Here is a 13687-nt window from a genome sequence, read left to right as displayed (position 1 = left end):
GTCCCACCCTTCAACGCTGTTTTGGATTTGTTATTGCTTCGGCTAAACCCTCTCACCGCGGGTGTCGGTCGAGGCATTATTAGTACCCGACTCAGCGCGATTGGGGCGTAAAAGTAAGTGCCACCCTCTACAACTCATTGCCATAAGCGATGATTTGGCTCTCATCAATGATTATTGACCGAGTGTATTTCGGTAAAGGTGCGCCACAAGCGCACCTTTTTTATTGCCCTCCTATTTCTTAATCGCTCTTGGGACCCGCGTAAAGTGACTATTCACTCCATGTTCGGCTGCCAACAACTTTGTCAGATCAGAACGTGCCAGGGAAACTTCCGCCGTCCAGCAACAGGTTTTGCCCGGTAAGAAAGCCAGCGTGGGCGCTACAAATAAAAGCACAATATGCGCCGAACTCGTCAGGCTGGCCGAACCGCTGGGCCGGAACGTTTTCGCGCCGCTGTTTGCTGATCTGCTCCACGCTTGCGCCATTGGCTTCGGCAGCAGCGGTGAGGGTTTTGTGCAGGCGCTCGGTCTCGAATGGACCAGGCAGCAGATTGTTGATCGTTACGTTATTCCCGGCTAACCGCGACTGACGCGCGAGCCCCGCGATGAAACCGGTCAAGCCGCTGCGGGCGCCATTGGAAAGACCCAATACATCGATTGGCGCCTTTACCGCTCCAGAGGTGATGTTGACGATGCGGCCAAATCCTCGCTCTGCCATGCCATCAACACAGGCCTTGATCAGCTCAATGGGCGTTAGCATGTTAGCATCCAGCGCCTTTAACCAATCGTCGCGTTGCCAGTCGCGGAAGTCGCCCGGGGGCGGACCACCCGCGTTGTTGATTAGGATGTCCACTTGAGGACAAGCCATTACCATTTTCTCGCGCACCGCCAATTCGCTGACGTCGCCCGCTACTGTGCGCACTTCGATGCTCGGCGCCAAGCTGCGCAACTCTACGGCGGCGGCCAGCAAGTTCTCATTCCCACGGGCGTTGATCACCAGATTGACGCCCTCCTTCGCCAAGGCACGTGCACAGGCCAACCCTAAACCCTTGCTGGCGGCACAGACGATCGCCCAGCGCCCCGATATTTCTAATTCCATAATTCTGCCCCTGCCAACTTACAAATAAGAACTACTGGACAATTAAGTTACCACTGTTTACTACTGAATCAAGGGATGAGAATTAGTGATCTGCCGATCAAGTTTTGTCATTATCGAGAACCGTCACAGTTGATTACAGTTCGCCAACCAATCAGTTTTTCCTTGGTTTGCCGACGACGGCCAGTTAATAAACGCCGGAGCAACTTACGGTCCCGTTGCGGCTCTATTTATCGGTATCTCGAATGCACATTTAAGGAGGCCTTTCTGGTCAGTCAGGTTCTGCTTGATCGGAACCTGTATTCGTTCAGACTGAGATAAATCCTATGTTCTACGAAATGCGTACTTACACCATTCAAATCGGCAAGATGCCGACGTACCTCAAGCACTTCGAAGAGAACGGCCTACCAGTGATATCACGCTACGCCACTCTTGTGGGGTGGTGGTATACCGAAATCGGCGAGCTGAATAAGGTTGTCCAGTTCTGGGCCTACGAGAGCCTGGATGATCGAATCAGGAAAAGGGCTGCGCTGTATCAAGACCCCAGCTGGCTTGAAGGTTTTGTACCGAAAGCATTCCCGATGCTTGAAAAGATGGAATCCAAATTGCTGATCGCAGCGGATTTTTCGCCGATCAGATAACTTCTGAACACTCCATCCGGTCGGTGCCTTTCCCCATGATTCGCTGTTTCAGTTCATTGATGAGCAGGATTGCCGCTGGGGAACGATCAGTCCCTTTGCGACTTATGATTCCATAGGGCTCGATCAACGCGCGCAAGGCCACAGGCAACTTAACCAGCAGATCGAATTTTTCGCACAATCTGGCCACTTCCATTGGAATCACAGCCAATAAAGCCGGATCCTGCTGCACCAGCAGGATGGTGGCGAAAGTGGAAGAGGTTTCCAGCGGATAGCGCGAAACCTCTAGCCCTGCCTCGTTCATTTCTCGCTCCAGGGCTTGGTGCATCGGCGTATCTTTGGGGTATACCACCCAGCGGTAACAACCCAATTGCGAAAACTGCAGGTTCTCGGCATGGGCCAACGGATGATCTTTACTGGCAACCACCGCTAAGGGTTCGTCGCTAAGTGTGATGCAGTCGTAATCGTCCGATCGTTGAGCCACGCTTGTACGACAAATAGCCAGATCCAGCCGCCCCTGTTCCAGCAAGCCCAGCAAGTTGGCACTGGTGTCTTCCACCACTTCAAGCGCCAACTGAGGCTGCTTGAGTCGCAACTCCGTCAACGCCCGCGTCAGTAATGGCACTCCCCCCATAATCACCCCGACCGAAAGGCGTCCACCGTGACCTTGCATAATGCTCAACATGTCGTCATGCAAGTGCTCCACATCGCTGTAGATCAATCGCGCGTAACGAATCATGCAGCGACCCATTTCGTTGGCCACCAAGCCTTTGGGCTGACGTTCGAACAGTGGCATTCCAAACAATGATTCAACTTCATGCAGGGCTTTGGTAGCGCCCGACTGGGAAATTGAAATCTGGGCGGCTGCCTTGTGTAAGGATCCGCGTTCATCCAATGCAATCAGCAATCGCAACTGTTTGAGCCGTAAGCGTGAAGCAATGCTGCCTGGAGAGGGAACCATATCTAAGAGTGCTAGTCCTTTCGACGCCGAGTTTAGCTGATTTCAGATAACCGCAGTTGGGTGTTACGCAGGTGAGTCTGAATCGCTGCACGGGCAGCCGCCGGGTCACGTGCTCGAATGGCATTCGCAATGGCTACGTGTTCTTCATGAAGCTGTCGTGAAAACTCCTCGCGCTCTGAGTACTTCTTGCGCACAACGATCATTCCAGCCTCCAGGTACTGCTTTAAAAAAGAAAGCGTTTTAACGAAATAGGGATTGCCACTGGCGTGAGCAATAGCATGGTGAAACTCGATGTCTTCCGGCACGCCACCTTTGCCCTCAATATTCGCCGTCGCTATCTTCTCCAGCGCGAGGTCGATCGCTGCCATCTGTTCTTCGGTGCGATGCAGGGCGGCTTCGGATGCGGCCTCGGCTTCAATGGCGCGTCTGAGAGCCAGAAGTTGAACGACAGACTCCGGTTCTAGTGCTTCCAGATAGTCGATCCGCAGAGAGCGGATACCTGTAGATCCGGTCACGAAAACGCCGATCCCCTGCCTCGCTTCGACTAGGCCCTCATTTTTCAAACGAGAGATGGCCTCCCGGACAACGGTACGGCTGACCCCGAAATCCTGGGCAAGTGTCGCTTCTGAAGGAAGCTTGCTGCCCATCTCGAAACTGCCTTTTTCGATTTCTTTCTGCAGTTGCTGAGCGACAGTTTGACTCAGTGTGCGCGTTGGGATTTTTTCGAACATACCTGATCCTGGCCCTTGAGGTGATACGGTTATAATACAAGAAAATTTAAATGCAAAGCTTCTTTGCGACGCCCCTTCCACGCATATGGCGGGCTATGGATCAACACGAACACCCTCCAGTGCGTCTCATTTTGAAAACTTAACTTGTACTATAACCATATCACCGCATAAGCTAGCCCCAGCCTCAGGTCGAGGCAACGGTCAACCTACGCCCGAGTGAAGTCTCTGCCTGAACGGTCATCAGCTTGAAAAACAATAATTGGAGGCGTGTCATGAGTCGCATTACCCAAGTCGATGTCATCCCCTTTACCTTCGAGGTCGAGAACCTTTCGACGAGTAGTACTCGGGGTATGGGTGTAGGCAACCTGCGCTACGAAAAAGGCAACAAGCTGTCTGTCATGCGGTACGCCGTTGCTATCCGCACGGACGATGGCTTTGAAGGGAGGTATGTAACTCATCTGGTCGGTTCTCAGTCCGCACTCGCGCAGACCGTGATGCTTGCTCCCCATCTGCTCGGTCGAGATCCAGAACACCGAGAGTTCATTTACGACGATTTCAAGCGTCACCTGCGTGCCTACGACCACATGGGCCACGGCCCGCTGGATATTGCGCTGTGGGACCTGGTCGGTCGGAAATACAAAATGTCCATTGGTTCCATGATCGGTGCGTACAAGCAGCGGCTTCCAACCTATGCCAGCACGCATCACGGACAAGACGAGCCAGGTGGACTGGATTCGGTTGCGGCCTTCGCCGACTACGCAGTCGAATGCGCGGAACTTGGCTTCCGTGGTTTTAAAATTCACGGATGGCACAATGGCGAAAAACATCGCGAGGCACAGGTACTTCTCGCGACACGAAAAGCCATCGGTGATCGCATGGACATCATGATGGATCCGGCGAGCGCGCTACACACGTGGACTGACGCGCTATATGTTGGTCGCGCTTGCGACGAAATCGATGCGCTTTGGTATGAAGACCCCTACCGCGACGCTAGCGTCTCTGCAAACGGACAGCGTTTACTCCGGGAAAAACTCAAAACCCCTCTTCTTGTCAGCGAGCATGTCCGGGGCCTGGAGCAAAAGGCGACTTTCATGATCGCTGGCGGAGCAGACTTGATTCACACCGATCCGGAATACGATATGGGTATCACCGGCACCCTGAAGATTGCTCATCTGGGTGAAGCGCTGGGGCTCGATGTACAGGTACATGCCAGTGGTCCTGCTCACCGAGCCTGTGTTGCAGCAATACGTAATACACTTTATTACGAGCTCGCCCTGGTCGGCCCAGGCATGCCCAACCTGATCCCGCCAGTCTACCGCTGCGGTTATACGGACCAAATGGATGCCGTTGGGAAAGATGGTTGCGTTTCCGTACCGACCGGTCCGGGATTGGGCGTTGATTACGATTGGGACTACATTGAAAAACACAAAATCGCAGAACATCGCTTTCGCTTGTAATAATTAATCCCCAACAACTCCCTAGCGTATTGAATAACTCAAGGAACTCAGCCGCGATCTCAGTTGATAATGAGATCGCTGGCGAGTGCTACGTGATCGATTACTCAGCCTGTTCGATTGCGCTGCGTGAGTTTTCCGAACTCGAGACAATAAAAAGATATTTCTATGAAAACCAATAGCGTTACAACTGTGGATGATGCAGCTCCTGATAAAGAGGCACAGGCTTACAGTAAAGTGGTGTGGCGAATTATGCCGCTCCTATTTCTCTGTTTCTTAGTTGCCTATCTCGACAGGGTCAATGTCGGGTTTGCAAAATTGCAAATGTCAACCGACCTTAATTTCAGTGAAACTGTGTACGGCCTGGGCGCCGGCATTTTCTTCATCGGTTACTTTTTCTTCGAAGTGCCCAGCAATCTGATTCTGTATCGAGTTGGGGCCCGGAAATGGATTGCCCGAATCATGATCACGTGGGGCATCATCTCCGCGTTGATGATGTTCGTAACCACGCCGACGTCCTTTTATGTCATGCGTTTTTTACTCGGCGTAGCTGAGGCTGGTTTTTTTCCAGGTGTGATTTTGTACCTTACCTACTGGTTTCCCGCGCGGCGTCGCGGCCGGGCCATAGCGATGTTTATTACCGGCATACCGATTTCCGGCATCATCGGCAGCCCACTCTCGGGCTGGATTCTGCAGGCGTTCAATGGTGTTAATGGCTGGGCAGGCTGGCAATGGTTGTTTTTGCTGGAGGGCGCGCCAACTGTTCTCGTTGGTTTGTTGGTCTGGAGATTTCTGGATGATGGAATTGCAGATGCCAAATGGCTGGATCCTGAAGAAAAGAAAATTCTGCAAGACAATATCCGTGCGGACGTCGGTGAAAAAACAAGTCACTCATTTAAACACCTATTGCGGGACACAAAAATCTGGATTTTGGCCTTGATCTATTTCGGCGTGCTCATGGGGCTCTACGGCGTCAGCTTCTGGCTCCCAACCTTGATCAAAGCAACCGGTGTTGAACGGCCGCTGGATATCGGGTTGTTGTCAGCCATTCCCTATATTGTTGCCATTATCGCAATGAACTTAATTAATCGTAGCTCGGACCGGCACGCGGAAAGGCGCTGGCACTTTGCAATCCCAGCAGTTTTGGGCGGACTCGGCCTTATTTTCAGTGCGGTTTTCGCTCAAAACCCGGTGTATTCCATCATTGCCCTGAGTGTGGGTTGCGCGGGGATCCTGACGATATGTCCACTGTTCTGGACCCTTCCAACGGCATTTATTGGTGGAGCAGCTGCTGCAGGAGGCATCGCGCTAATTAACTCGCTAGGGAATCTGTCGGGGTTTGTGAGTTCTTACTTGATTGGCTTCTTGAAAGATCTGACACACTCCACCAGCATTGGTATGTATATGCTGGGCGGCGTTCTGTTTGTGTGTGCAGCACTTGTCATAGGATTAATACCGGCTCGGCTGGTGAATCGCTGAGTAATTTTTCTCAAACAGCGAGCGTCAAGTGTGTTGTATTGACTCAGTACGCCACTGCTGTCTGCTGCCGGTAATTACTGGCTAAGCGTCCGAGCCCAGAGACATCAATTCGCGAGAACACGACTGGATGCTCTGGGCCGGCACGACATGAAGTTACTTTCCAGCCGCCTCTTCAATAACTTTAGCGACGCGGACTGGTTGGCTTAAAAACACGCCATGACTCGCTTTGATTTCGGTAATTTTGTCGTTACCACGGGTGTACATAAAACGCTGCAAACTGGGGTCGATCAACTGGTCCTCAGTCGATAGTACGGCATAGGCCGGCTTGTCATGCCAAGCTGCAACTGTCGTTTTGGCGCTCGCGGCCGCTACGGCAAGTGGCATTTGCCCGATCGAAAGGAAGTCCGCTTGAGCTTTCGGAATGTCCGCAGCGAAGTCGGCATGAAAGACTTTCGGATCCAAGGACAGGAAACCGTTGGCGTCAGGAAGCAGATTTTTTGAAACGGGTGGAATCTTGTTCGATAAATCGATCAGGCTTTCGCCTACATCCGGTTGCATCGCCGCGACGTAGACCAGGGACTTCACGTTGGGATGATCACCTGCCTGAGTAATGATTGAACCACCGTAGCTAGCCCCCACCAGTACCGTCGGGCCGTCCTGCTGGTCCAATACACGCTTGGTCGCCGCAACATCATCTGTCAAAGATCTCTGCGTATGGGCAACGATACTTACGTGATAACCGTCTTTAGTCAGTTGATCGTATACGCCTTTCCAGCTTGAGCCGTCTACCAAGGCGCTGTGCACGAGAACTACGTTTCGAACTTTCGATTCCGGCAATGTCGAGGCGGCCACTGGCAGCGCGACAGCGAGAGCGACCGCGCTCAACATAAGTTTCGGAAATTTGATCATGTGTGGCTCCAAAAATTGAAAAACAAGGAAGAATCATTAAGTTACGGTGAGTGAAAATTGAATCGCTTGAAAATCAGCTCTGTTCCAGCGCAGGTCTACGGACAACGGCATTGGCGAAAACCATTAACAACCCGGCGGCAGCAAGCAGCCCCCCGGCAATGGGAACGGCCGCATAACCCCAACCCGCGGAGATAACCCCCCCACCTACAGCAGCGCCCAACGCGTTTCCGAGGTTGAAAGCACCCACGTTGACCGAGGCAGCGAGACCCGGTGCCTCAGCAGCGGCTTGCATCACACGAATCTGTACTGGAGGCACAATCGCAAATGAAACAACTCCCCAGACCAGCAACCCGATGGCAGCGCCGATGTGACTGCTCAACAACAACGGCAACAAAACCATTGTCACGGCGAGCAAGCCGAGAAAAAGCTTGGTGCTCCCGTCCAGCGACCAATCGGCTAACTTGCCGCCTATTACGTTACCGAACGTGAAACCCAGACCGATCAACACCAGCCCGAGAGTAATGAAGGCAGCTGAAGCCCCAGTTAGGCTTTCAAGCACGGGAGCTACATAGGTATAAAGGGTGAACATCGCGCCGGCGCCCATTACTGTGGTGGCCATCGCCATCAATACGGTCGGGCGTGTCAGGACTTTGAGTTCCCGGCGCAAATCCGGCATTTTGCCGACCTCGCCTTTAGGCAAAGTGATTGCCAGTGCGATGATTGCCAGCCCCCCCAACCCCGCGGTACCTGCGAACGCCATTCGCCAGCCAATTTGTTGGCCGATCCAGGTGGCAGCAGGGACCCCTCCGATGTTGGCGATCGTGAGCCCCATGAACATGGTCGCTACCGCACTAGCTTGTTTTTCCTTCGGCACGAGGCTGGCAGCGAGAACCGAACCCAAACCGAAGAAAGCGCCATGATTGAGACTCGTGACGAGCCTTGCAGCCAACAGAGTCCAATATCCCGGAGCAATTGCGGACAATAGATTGCCGATGACAAAGAGCGTCATCAACAGCATCAAGGCTTTCTTAACAGGGACCCGCCCGAACGCCAATGTCATAATCGGTGCACCAATCATGACGCCCAGTGCGTAAGCACTGATGAGCAGACCGGCTGTAGGAATCGAAACGTCAACCCCGTTGGCGATGACAGGGAGTAGCCCCATGGGGGCGAATTCAGTAGTGCCTATTCCGAATGCACCAATGGCCAGTGCAACAAGAGCCCAGATGGGTTTCATGACGTAGTCCTGTAGGGGGTGACTGTAGGCCTCATACTAAGGGTGTTGTTTTTTGCGATAAACACCACAATCTTCAAGACACTTGTGAGTAATAATCATCCATGAACCACGAACATCTCCGCGTTCTGATTGAAGTTGCGCAACAAGGAAGCTTTTCCCGCGTGGCCAAGCAGCGCGATCTCGACCCGTCCGCGGTGTCTCGAATCGTGCAATCCATGGAGCGTGAGCTGGGTGTCAGGCTTTTCCAGCGTTCCACCCGCCAGGTGGCATTGACCGATGCCGGCAGTGTGTATCTGGCGAGGGTCTCTCATCTGCTAGAAGAACTGGATGCTGCGAGTGATGAACTTAAGTCCATGGAGAACCACCCAAGAGGCACCTTGAAGGTGACGGCATCCGTTGCATTCGGACAAGCTTGCCTGGTTCCGCTGATACCTGAATTCATCAAGCTTTACCCGGATATCCACCTGGAATTACTGCTGACAGACGCCAATGTGGATCTCATTTCCGAGCGCATCGATTTGGCGCTGCGCGTCAGTCCCCGGATGGCTCAGGAAATGGTTCGAGTGAAGTGGTTTGATGCAACTTATAAGGTGTGTGCAACGCCAGACTATTTGCGACAGCATTCAACCATCGCAACAGTCGAGGATCTAAAGCTCCATCGCTTTGTGTTGTTTGGATATCCGCAACCGCAGTCGTTGTGGCTGGTTCAGGACGGACACGGTACAGAACACAAAGTGCCAGTGGCGCCGGCAATGGTTTGCTCTAATGGGCTGGCACAACGTGAATTAACGTTGGCAGGTATTGGCCCTGCGTTGATGCCTATCTGGTTGGCGGCACCTGCCTTACAATCTGGTGCGCTAGTTGAGGTGTTACCTGAGTGCTCGATCACGCCTACCGATTTTGCAGGAGCAGCATGGCTCTTATATCCCAACCGTACGTTTCTACCTGCAAAAACACGCGCTATTGTTGACTTCCTGCTGAAACGCAGTCCACCGTCTTGGAGTGGAATGCGCTCCTAGGATGAGAGATACAAGTACCACCATCGGATAACCTGGGAAAGCAGACGGATCGCGCCTGCTTAAGGGTGTTCATATGCTGCCGCTATCCGTACCGCCCGAGAGCATTTACGAATAGCCTCATTCTTTCCAAACGTGCGGGTTCACCAAGTCTCGTGGTCGCTCGCCCAACAGTGCGGCCCGTAGATTATCAATCGCACGGTTGGCCATCGCACTACGACATTCGAACGTCGCCGCGCCAACATGCGGCAGCGTAACAACATTACGCATCGTGAAAAGTGGAGATTGCGTCATAGGCTCTGTTTCATAAACGTCCAATCCCGCGCCGCGAATCTGACCTTTGAGCAGCGCCTGTACCAATGCTGCCTCGTCGACCACAGGGCCACGAGAAACGTTGATAAGAAATGCGCTGGGCTTCATGAGGGCCAATTGCTCATGACTGATCAGATGCCGGGTTTTTTCACTCAGCGGTACCACTACGCAGACAAAGTCTGCATGCGCCAGCAACTGCTCGAGGCTGCATTGCTGAGCGCCTAGTTCATTTTCCAACGCCAGTTTTCGGCTGTTACCGCTGTAGAGGATGGGCATGTTAAAACCCAGACGCCCTCGACGAGCAATCGCGGCACCAATGTTGCCCATGCCTACGATACCTAGCGTTTTACCATGCACATCGCTTCCAAACTCATTTGCGGTGACAGACGTTTGCCACTGACCGTCCTTTGTCCATCTATCCAGCTCAGCAATTCTCCGCGCGCTGCTCATGACCAGAGCAAAGCCTAGATCCGCAGTCGTTTCAGTCAGAACGCCTGGTGTATTGGTTAACATCACCCCACGCTCATTTAAATATGACAAATCGTAGTTGTCGTAACCGACTGAAACACTGGACACAACCTCAAGTTTTACAGCTCTCTCCAGCAGAGCTCTATCGAGCTTGCGGTCGACGCCGATTAAACCGTGAGCATGGGATAACGCTTCGTTAAAATGCTGGGTAGGATCACCCTGCTCAGGAGTGGGGGCAATGACATGAAAGTCTTGTTGCAGTCGCTCAGTCATGGCTGCAGAAATAGGGGTGAAGGCAAGGACTGTTTTTTTCATTATAAAGAGCCTGGTTCAGTTGGATTTAGACAAGCGTAACGCTGTGTTTTGCAGATGAGTTTGCGTCGCTGCACGGGCAGCTTTTGGATCGCGGGCACGAATGGCGCGGGCAATGGCAGCGTGTTCTTCGTGAAGTTGGTGTGAAAACTCTTCACGCACCGCATTCTTTTTACGCGCCACAATCATGCCGGCTTCCAGGTACTGCTTTAAAAAAATGAGGGTTTTAAGGAAATAGGGATTGCCACTGGCATGGGCGATAGCATGGTGAAACTCAATGTCTTCCGACACGCCACCTTTGCCCAAAGTATCGGTTGTATCAATTTTCAACAATGCAGCATCGATGGCTGTCATTTGTTCTTCCGTGCGGTGCAGCGCCGCCTCGGACGCAGCTTCAGTCTCAATAGCTCGTCTGAGTGCCAGAAGCTGAACAACTGACTCTGGTTCGAGCGCTTCCAAATAGTCGATTTTCAGAGAGCGTATCCCAGTAACTTTGGTGACAAACAAACCTATACCCTGTCGCGCCTCGACTGAACCTTCATTCTTCAAGCGAGAAATAGCTTCTCGAATAACGGTGCGACTCACGCCAAAATCACGCGCAAGCGTGGCTTCCGAAGGAAGCTTGCTCCCTATCCCGAAACTCCCTTTTTCAATTTCTTTCTGCAGCTGCTGAGCCACGGTGTGGCTCAGGGTGCGGGTTGGAATTTTGTCGAACATACGTCATCGATGCCTGTGAGGTGATATGGTTATAGTACAGGCTAAATGGAATGGCAACGGATTTTTACAGGTAGCGCAGTGTCGGTTTCTGATAGCCCGCCTCTCCTCTGCATTCATCCAAGCCGTTGGGTCCTGTGCGACGAAACGCGGATTTTTTTAAAAAATTAGCTTGTACTATAACCATATCACCGCATAAGCTGAATCCGAACGGCGCCGCCAAACCCGCGCTCGCCTTATGCAAAACAGTTGACGCATCGCATAACCGATTGAAAAAACAATAATTGGAGGCGTGTCATGAGTCCCACCAGCCAAAACGATGTCCCCGCATTGCGTCCGTTGCGCGCAGCGCTATCACGAATGCCGCTCGCGCTTCGCGGTCTGCAATCTGCCATTACGCGTTTCCGACCAGACAAGGCAGTGAGTCTGCTGGGGAAAATGAATGCGAATCGGTGCCGTTCCCGGACTGAGCATCGATTACGGGTGGGATGACGAGAAAAGAAGTAAACCGCAGATCATAATTTCGCTTGCACTGAATAGAGTTCGACTTTTCTAAAAGTAAAAAAGTAACTAACAACAGCACTGTGAGTACCTGTCGGTACTGATTGGCGACCGCCTGAGAGTGTGTCGCAAGGATCGCTGTTCCTGTTTGATTACTTAGCAAGCGCTTTTTCGGCAGACCTACAATAAAAAGAGATCCACTATGAGTACTAAAGACATCACAGCTTTCGACGACGCGATCCCTGACAAAGAGGCTCTTGCATACAGCAAAGTCGTTTGGCGAATATTGCCATTGCTGTTCCTCTGCTTCATAGTTGCCTACCTCGACAGGGTCAACGTCGGCTTCGCCAAACTGCAAATGTCAACCGACCTTAATTTCAGCGAAACTGTATACGGTCTCGGCGCCGGTATGTTTTTCGTTGGCTACTTCTTCTTCGAAGTACCAAGTAATTTGATTCTCTATCGCGTCGGGGCCCGGAAATGGATTGCCCGAATCATGATCACGTGGGGCATCATCTCCGCGTTGATGATGTTCGTAACCACGCCGACGTCCTTTTATGTCATGCGTTTTTTACTCGGCGTAGCTGAGGCCGGATTTACTCCCGGCGTGCTTTTATATCTAACTTACTGGTTTCCCGCGCGACGTCGCGGCCGGGCCATCACCATGTTTATGGCGGGTATCCCGATCTCCGGCATTATTGGTAGCCCTCTTTCTGGCTGGATCCTGCAAACCTTTAATGGCGTTTATGGATGGGCCGGCTGGCAGTGGTTATTTTTGTTGGAGGGCGCGCCCACTGTTTTGGTCGGTTTGCTCGTCTGGAAATTCCTGGATAACAGTATTTCGGAAGCCAAATGGCTAACCGCCGAAGAAAAGAAAATTCTGCAAGATAATATTCGCGAGGATGTCGGCGAAAAAACCAGTCATTCATTCAAACTGGCACTGAGCGACATCAGGGTTTGGATTCTGGCTTTGATCTATTTTTGCGTGCTGATGGGGCTTTACGGCGTGAGTTTCTGGCTGCCGACCTTGATCAAAGCAACAGGTGTTGAACGGCCGCTGGATATTGGATTGTTGTCTGCCATTCCCTACATTGTTTCGATTATCGCGATGAGTCTCATAAACCGGAGCTCCGACAAACACGCTGAACGGCGCTGGCACTTTGCAATCCCGGCAATCATAGGCGGGGTTGGCCTGATATTGAGTGCAGTCTTTGTTCAAAGCCCTGTGTACTCCATCATTGCATTGACCGTGGGCTGTGCAGGCATCATGACCATAACCCCCCTTTTCTGGACGTTCCCCACAGCGTTTCTTGGGGGAACAGCGGCTGCCGGCGGTATTGCGATGATTAACTCGCTTGGAAACCTGTCTGGGTTTGTAAGTTCTTATCTGATTGGTTTCTTGAGAGATCTGACACATTCCACCAACACCGGAATGTACATGCTCGGCGGTTTTCTTTTTCTCTGTGCAATTCTTGTTATGACTGCGATACCTGCCCGACTAGTTAATCGATGACCCTAGGCTGGTGTTGAAAATAATGATGGGTGGGTAACTCGAAGCCCGCTTCAGTACGCGCGCAATGTCAAGTCTCCCCGCATTGCGCGCTAAAGTGTACTGCCGGCTTGAATCGATGGATAAACACCAAGGCCCTGAATGGCTTCGAAATGGTCAGCATCACCGGCTCGCTCGCATGGAAGAATCGTCAGTCTTCAATCCACATACACGGCGTCGCCAGTGGCGGCAGGTTTCAAGCGTACAGCGGGCGCATGCTCGAATTCGAAGTCACCACTCGCCCGATGAAAATCACCGTGATCGCCCACCAGTGTCGTCTGTAACACAGTAATTGCCCCCTGCATCGGCGCCA

13 protein-coding genes are annotated in these 13687 nt (G+C 52.3%); 6 read left to right on the top strand and 7 right to left on the bottom strand.

What is annotated here, in order from left to right; genetic code table 11:
* Nucleotides 1–307: 307 nt before the first annotated feature.
* On the bottom strand, nt 308–1096 hold the full coding sequence (locus ACQ4OB_RS18635; protein ID WP_430956203.1) for an SDR family oxidoreductase: 789 nt from the start codon (nt 1094–1096) through the stop codon (nt 308–310).
* A gap of 323 nt (nt 1097–1419) precedes the next feature.
* Between ACQ4OB_RS18635 and ACQ4OB_RS18630 the strand changes: the two genes are divergently transcribed.
* Complete coding sequence (locus ACQ4OB_RS18630; protein ID WP_430956202.1) at nt 1420–1734, top strand: NIPSNAP family protein; 315 nt, start codon at nt 1420–1422, stop codon at nt 1732–1734.
* Here the strand turns inward: ACQ4OB_RS18630 and ACQ4OB_RS18625 are convergent.
* Nucleotides 1727–2692 carry a LysR family transcriptional regulator gene (locus tag ACQ4OB_RS18625; RefSeq protein WP_430956201.1) on the bottom strand — a complete coding sequence of 322 codons (966 nt, stop codon included), beginning with the start codon at nt 2690–2692 and terminating at the stop codon, nt 1727–1729. The two genes, ACQ4OB_RS18630 and ACQ4OB_RS18625, sit on opposite strands and share 8 nt — an antisense overlap.
* A 32-nt stretch (nt 2693–2724) precedes the next feature.
* On the bottom strand, nt 2725–3423 hold the full coding sequence (locus tag ACQ4OB_RS18620) for a FadR/GntR family transcriptional regulator (protein ID WP_430956200.1): 699 nt from the start codon (nt 3421–3423) through the stop codon (nt 2725–2727).
* 272 nt (nt 3424–3695) lie between these two features.
* Here ACQ4OB_RS18620 and ACQ4OB_RS18615 point away from each other — a divergent pair, with 272 nt between their 5' ends.
* Together ACQ4OB_RS18615 and ACQ4OB_RS18610 are read left to right on the top strand one after the other, a co-directional pair.
* Nucleotides 3696–4880: an enolase C-terminal domain-like protein gene (locus ACQ4OB_RS18615; RefSeq protein WP_430956199.1), complete on the top strand. Its 1185-nt coding sequence runs from the start codon at nt 3696–3698 to the stop codon at nt 4878–4880.
* A 165-nt stretch (nt 4881–5045) separates the two neighbouring features.
* On the top strand, nt 5046–6356 hold the full coding sequence (locus ACQ4OB_RS18610; protein WP_430956198.1) for an MFS transporter: 1311 nt from the start codon (nt 5046–5048) through the stop codon (nt 6354–6356).
* Between the two features lie 153 nt (nt 6357–6509).
* Here the strand turns inward: ACQ4OB_RS18610 and ACQ4OB_RS18605 are convergent, their stop codons facing one another.
* Both ACQ4OB_RS18605 and ACQ4OB_RS18600 read right to left on the bottom strand, forming a co-directional pair.
* Nucleotides 6510–7265, bottom strand: coding sequence for an alpha/beta fold hydrolase (locus tag ACQ4OB_RS18605; RefSeq protein WP_430956197.1), 756 nt, complete (start codon nt 7263–7265; stop codon nt 6510–6512).
* Nucleotides 7266–7338: 73 nt separating this feature from the next.
* Nucleotides 7339–8502, bottom strand: a complete 1164-nt coding sequence (locus ACQ4OB_RS18600) for an MFS transporter (protein ID WP_430956196.1) — start codon at nt 8500–8502, stop codon at nt 7339–7341.
* A gap of 101 nt (nt 8503–8603) precedes the next feature.
* On the opposite strand from ACQ4OB_RS18600, the gene ACQ4OB_RS18595 reads away from it, so the two are divergent.
* Nucleotides 8604–9521: a LysR substrate-binding domain-containing protein gene (locus tag ACQ4OB_RS18595; RefSeq protein ID WP_430956195.1), complete on the top strand. Its 918-nt coding sequence runs from the start codon at nt 8604–8606 to the stop codon at nt 9519–9521.
* 117 nt (nt 9522–9638) lie between these two features.
* Here ACQ4OB_RS18595 and ACQ4OB_RS18590 read toward each other — a convergent pair whose 3' ends face one another.
* The gene (locus tag ACQ4OB_RS18590) at nt 9639–10613 is read right to left on the bottom strand and encodes a 2-hydroxyacid dehydrogenase (protein WP_430956194.1); all 975 of its coding nucleotides are present in this window, start codon (nt 10611–10613) and stop codon (nt 9639–9641) included.
* A 15-nt stretch (nt 10614–10628) separates the two neighbouring features.
* Nucleotides 10629–11327 carry a FadR/GntR family transcriptional regulator gene (locus ACQ4OB_RS18585; RefSeq protein ID WP_430956193.1) on the bottom strand — a complete coding sequence of 233 codons (699 nt, stop codon included), beginning with the start codon at nt 11325–11327 and terminating at the stop codon, nt 10629–10631.
* A 700-nt stretch (nt 11328–12027) separates the two neighbouring features.
* Here ACQ4OB_RS18585 and ACQ4OB_RS18580 point away from each other — a divergent pair.
* Nucleotides 12028–13338: an MFS transporter gene (locus tag ACQ4OB_RS18580; protein WP_430956192.1), complete on the top strand. Its 1311-nt coding sequence runs from the start codon at nt 12028–12030 to the stop codon at nt 13336–13338.
* 107 nt (nt 13339–13445) lie between these two features.
* The gene (locus ACQ4OB_RS18575; protein WP_430956191.1) at nt 13446–13658 is read left to right on the top strand and encodes a PCC domain-containing protein; all 213 of its coding nucleotides are present in this window, start codon (nt 13446–13448) and stop codon (nt 13656–13658) included.
* The last annotated feature ends 29 nt before the right edge of the window (nt 13659–13687 follow it).

Origin of the sequence: Pseudomonas sp. ES4, assembly GCF_050586665.1 — a bacterium.
Lineage (GTDB): Bacteria > Pseudomonadota > Gammaproteobacteria > Pseudomonadales > Pseudomonadaceae > Aquipseudomonas > Aquipseudomonas frederiksbergensis.
The sequence above is the reverse complement of the archived record's forward strand: the minus strand, read 5'-3'. Positions and strand labels throughout refer to the sequence as shown.

Bases quoted from the DNA above. Each gene is read 5' to 3' on its own strand.
- ACQ4OB_RS18635 (WP_430956203.1), bottom strand. From the start codon at position 1,096: ATGGAATTAGAAATATCGGGGCGCTGGGCGATCGTCTGTGCCGCCAGC.
- ACQ4OB_RS18630 (WP_430956202.1), top strand. From the start codon at position 1,420: ATGTTCTACGAAATGCGTACTTACACCATTCAAATCGGCAAGATGCCG.
- ACQ4OB_RS18625 (WP_430956201.1), bottom strand. From the start codon at position 2,692: ATGGTTCCCTCTCCAGGCAGCATTGCTTCACGCTTACGGCTCAAACAG.
- ACQ4OB_RS18620 (WP_430956200.1), bottom strand. From the start codon at position 3,423: ATGTTCGAAAAAATCCCAACGCGCACACTGAGTCAAACTGTCGCTCAG.
- ACQ4OB_RS18615 (WP_430956199.1), top strand. From the start codon at position 3,696: ATGAGTCGCATTACCCAAGTCGATGTCATCCCCTTTACCTTCGAGGTC.
- ACQ4OB_RS18610 (WP_430956198.1), top strand. From the start codon at position 5,046: ATGAAAACCAATAGCGTTACAACTGTGGATGATGCAGCTCCTGATAAA.
- ACQ4OB_RS18605 (WP_430956197.1), bottom strand. From the start codon at position 7,265: ATGATCAAATTTCCGAAACTTATGTTGAGCGCGGTCGCTCTCGCTGTC.
- ACQ4OB_RS18600 (WP_430956196.1), bottom strand. From the start codon at position 8,502: ATGAAACCCATCTGGGCTCTTGTTGCACTGGCCATTGGTGCATTCGGA.
- ACQ4OB_RS18595 (WP_430956195.1), top strand. From the start codon at position 8,604: ATGAACCACGAACATCTCCGCGTTCTGATTGAAGTTGCGCAACAAGGA.
- ACQ4OB_RS18590 (WP_430956194.1), bottom strand. From the start codon at position 10,613: ATGAAAAAAACAGTCCTTGCCTTCACCCCTATTTCTGCAGCCATGACT.
- ACQ4OB_RS18585 (WP_430956193.1), bottom strand. From the start codon at position 11,327: ATGTTCGACAAAATTCCAACCCGCACCCTGAGCCACACCGTGGCTCAG.
- ACQ4OB_RS18580 (WP_430956192.1), top strand. From the start codon at position 12,028: ATGAGTACTAAAGACATCACAGCTTTCGACGACGCGATCCCTGACAAA.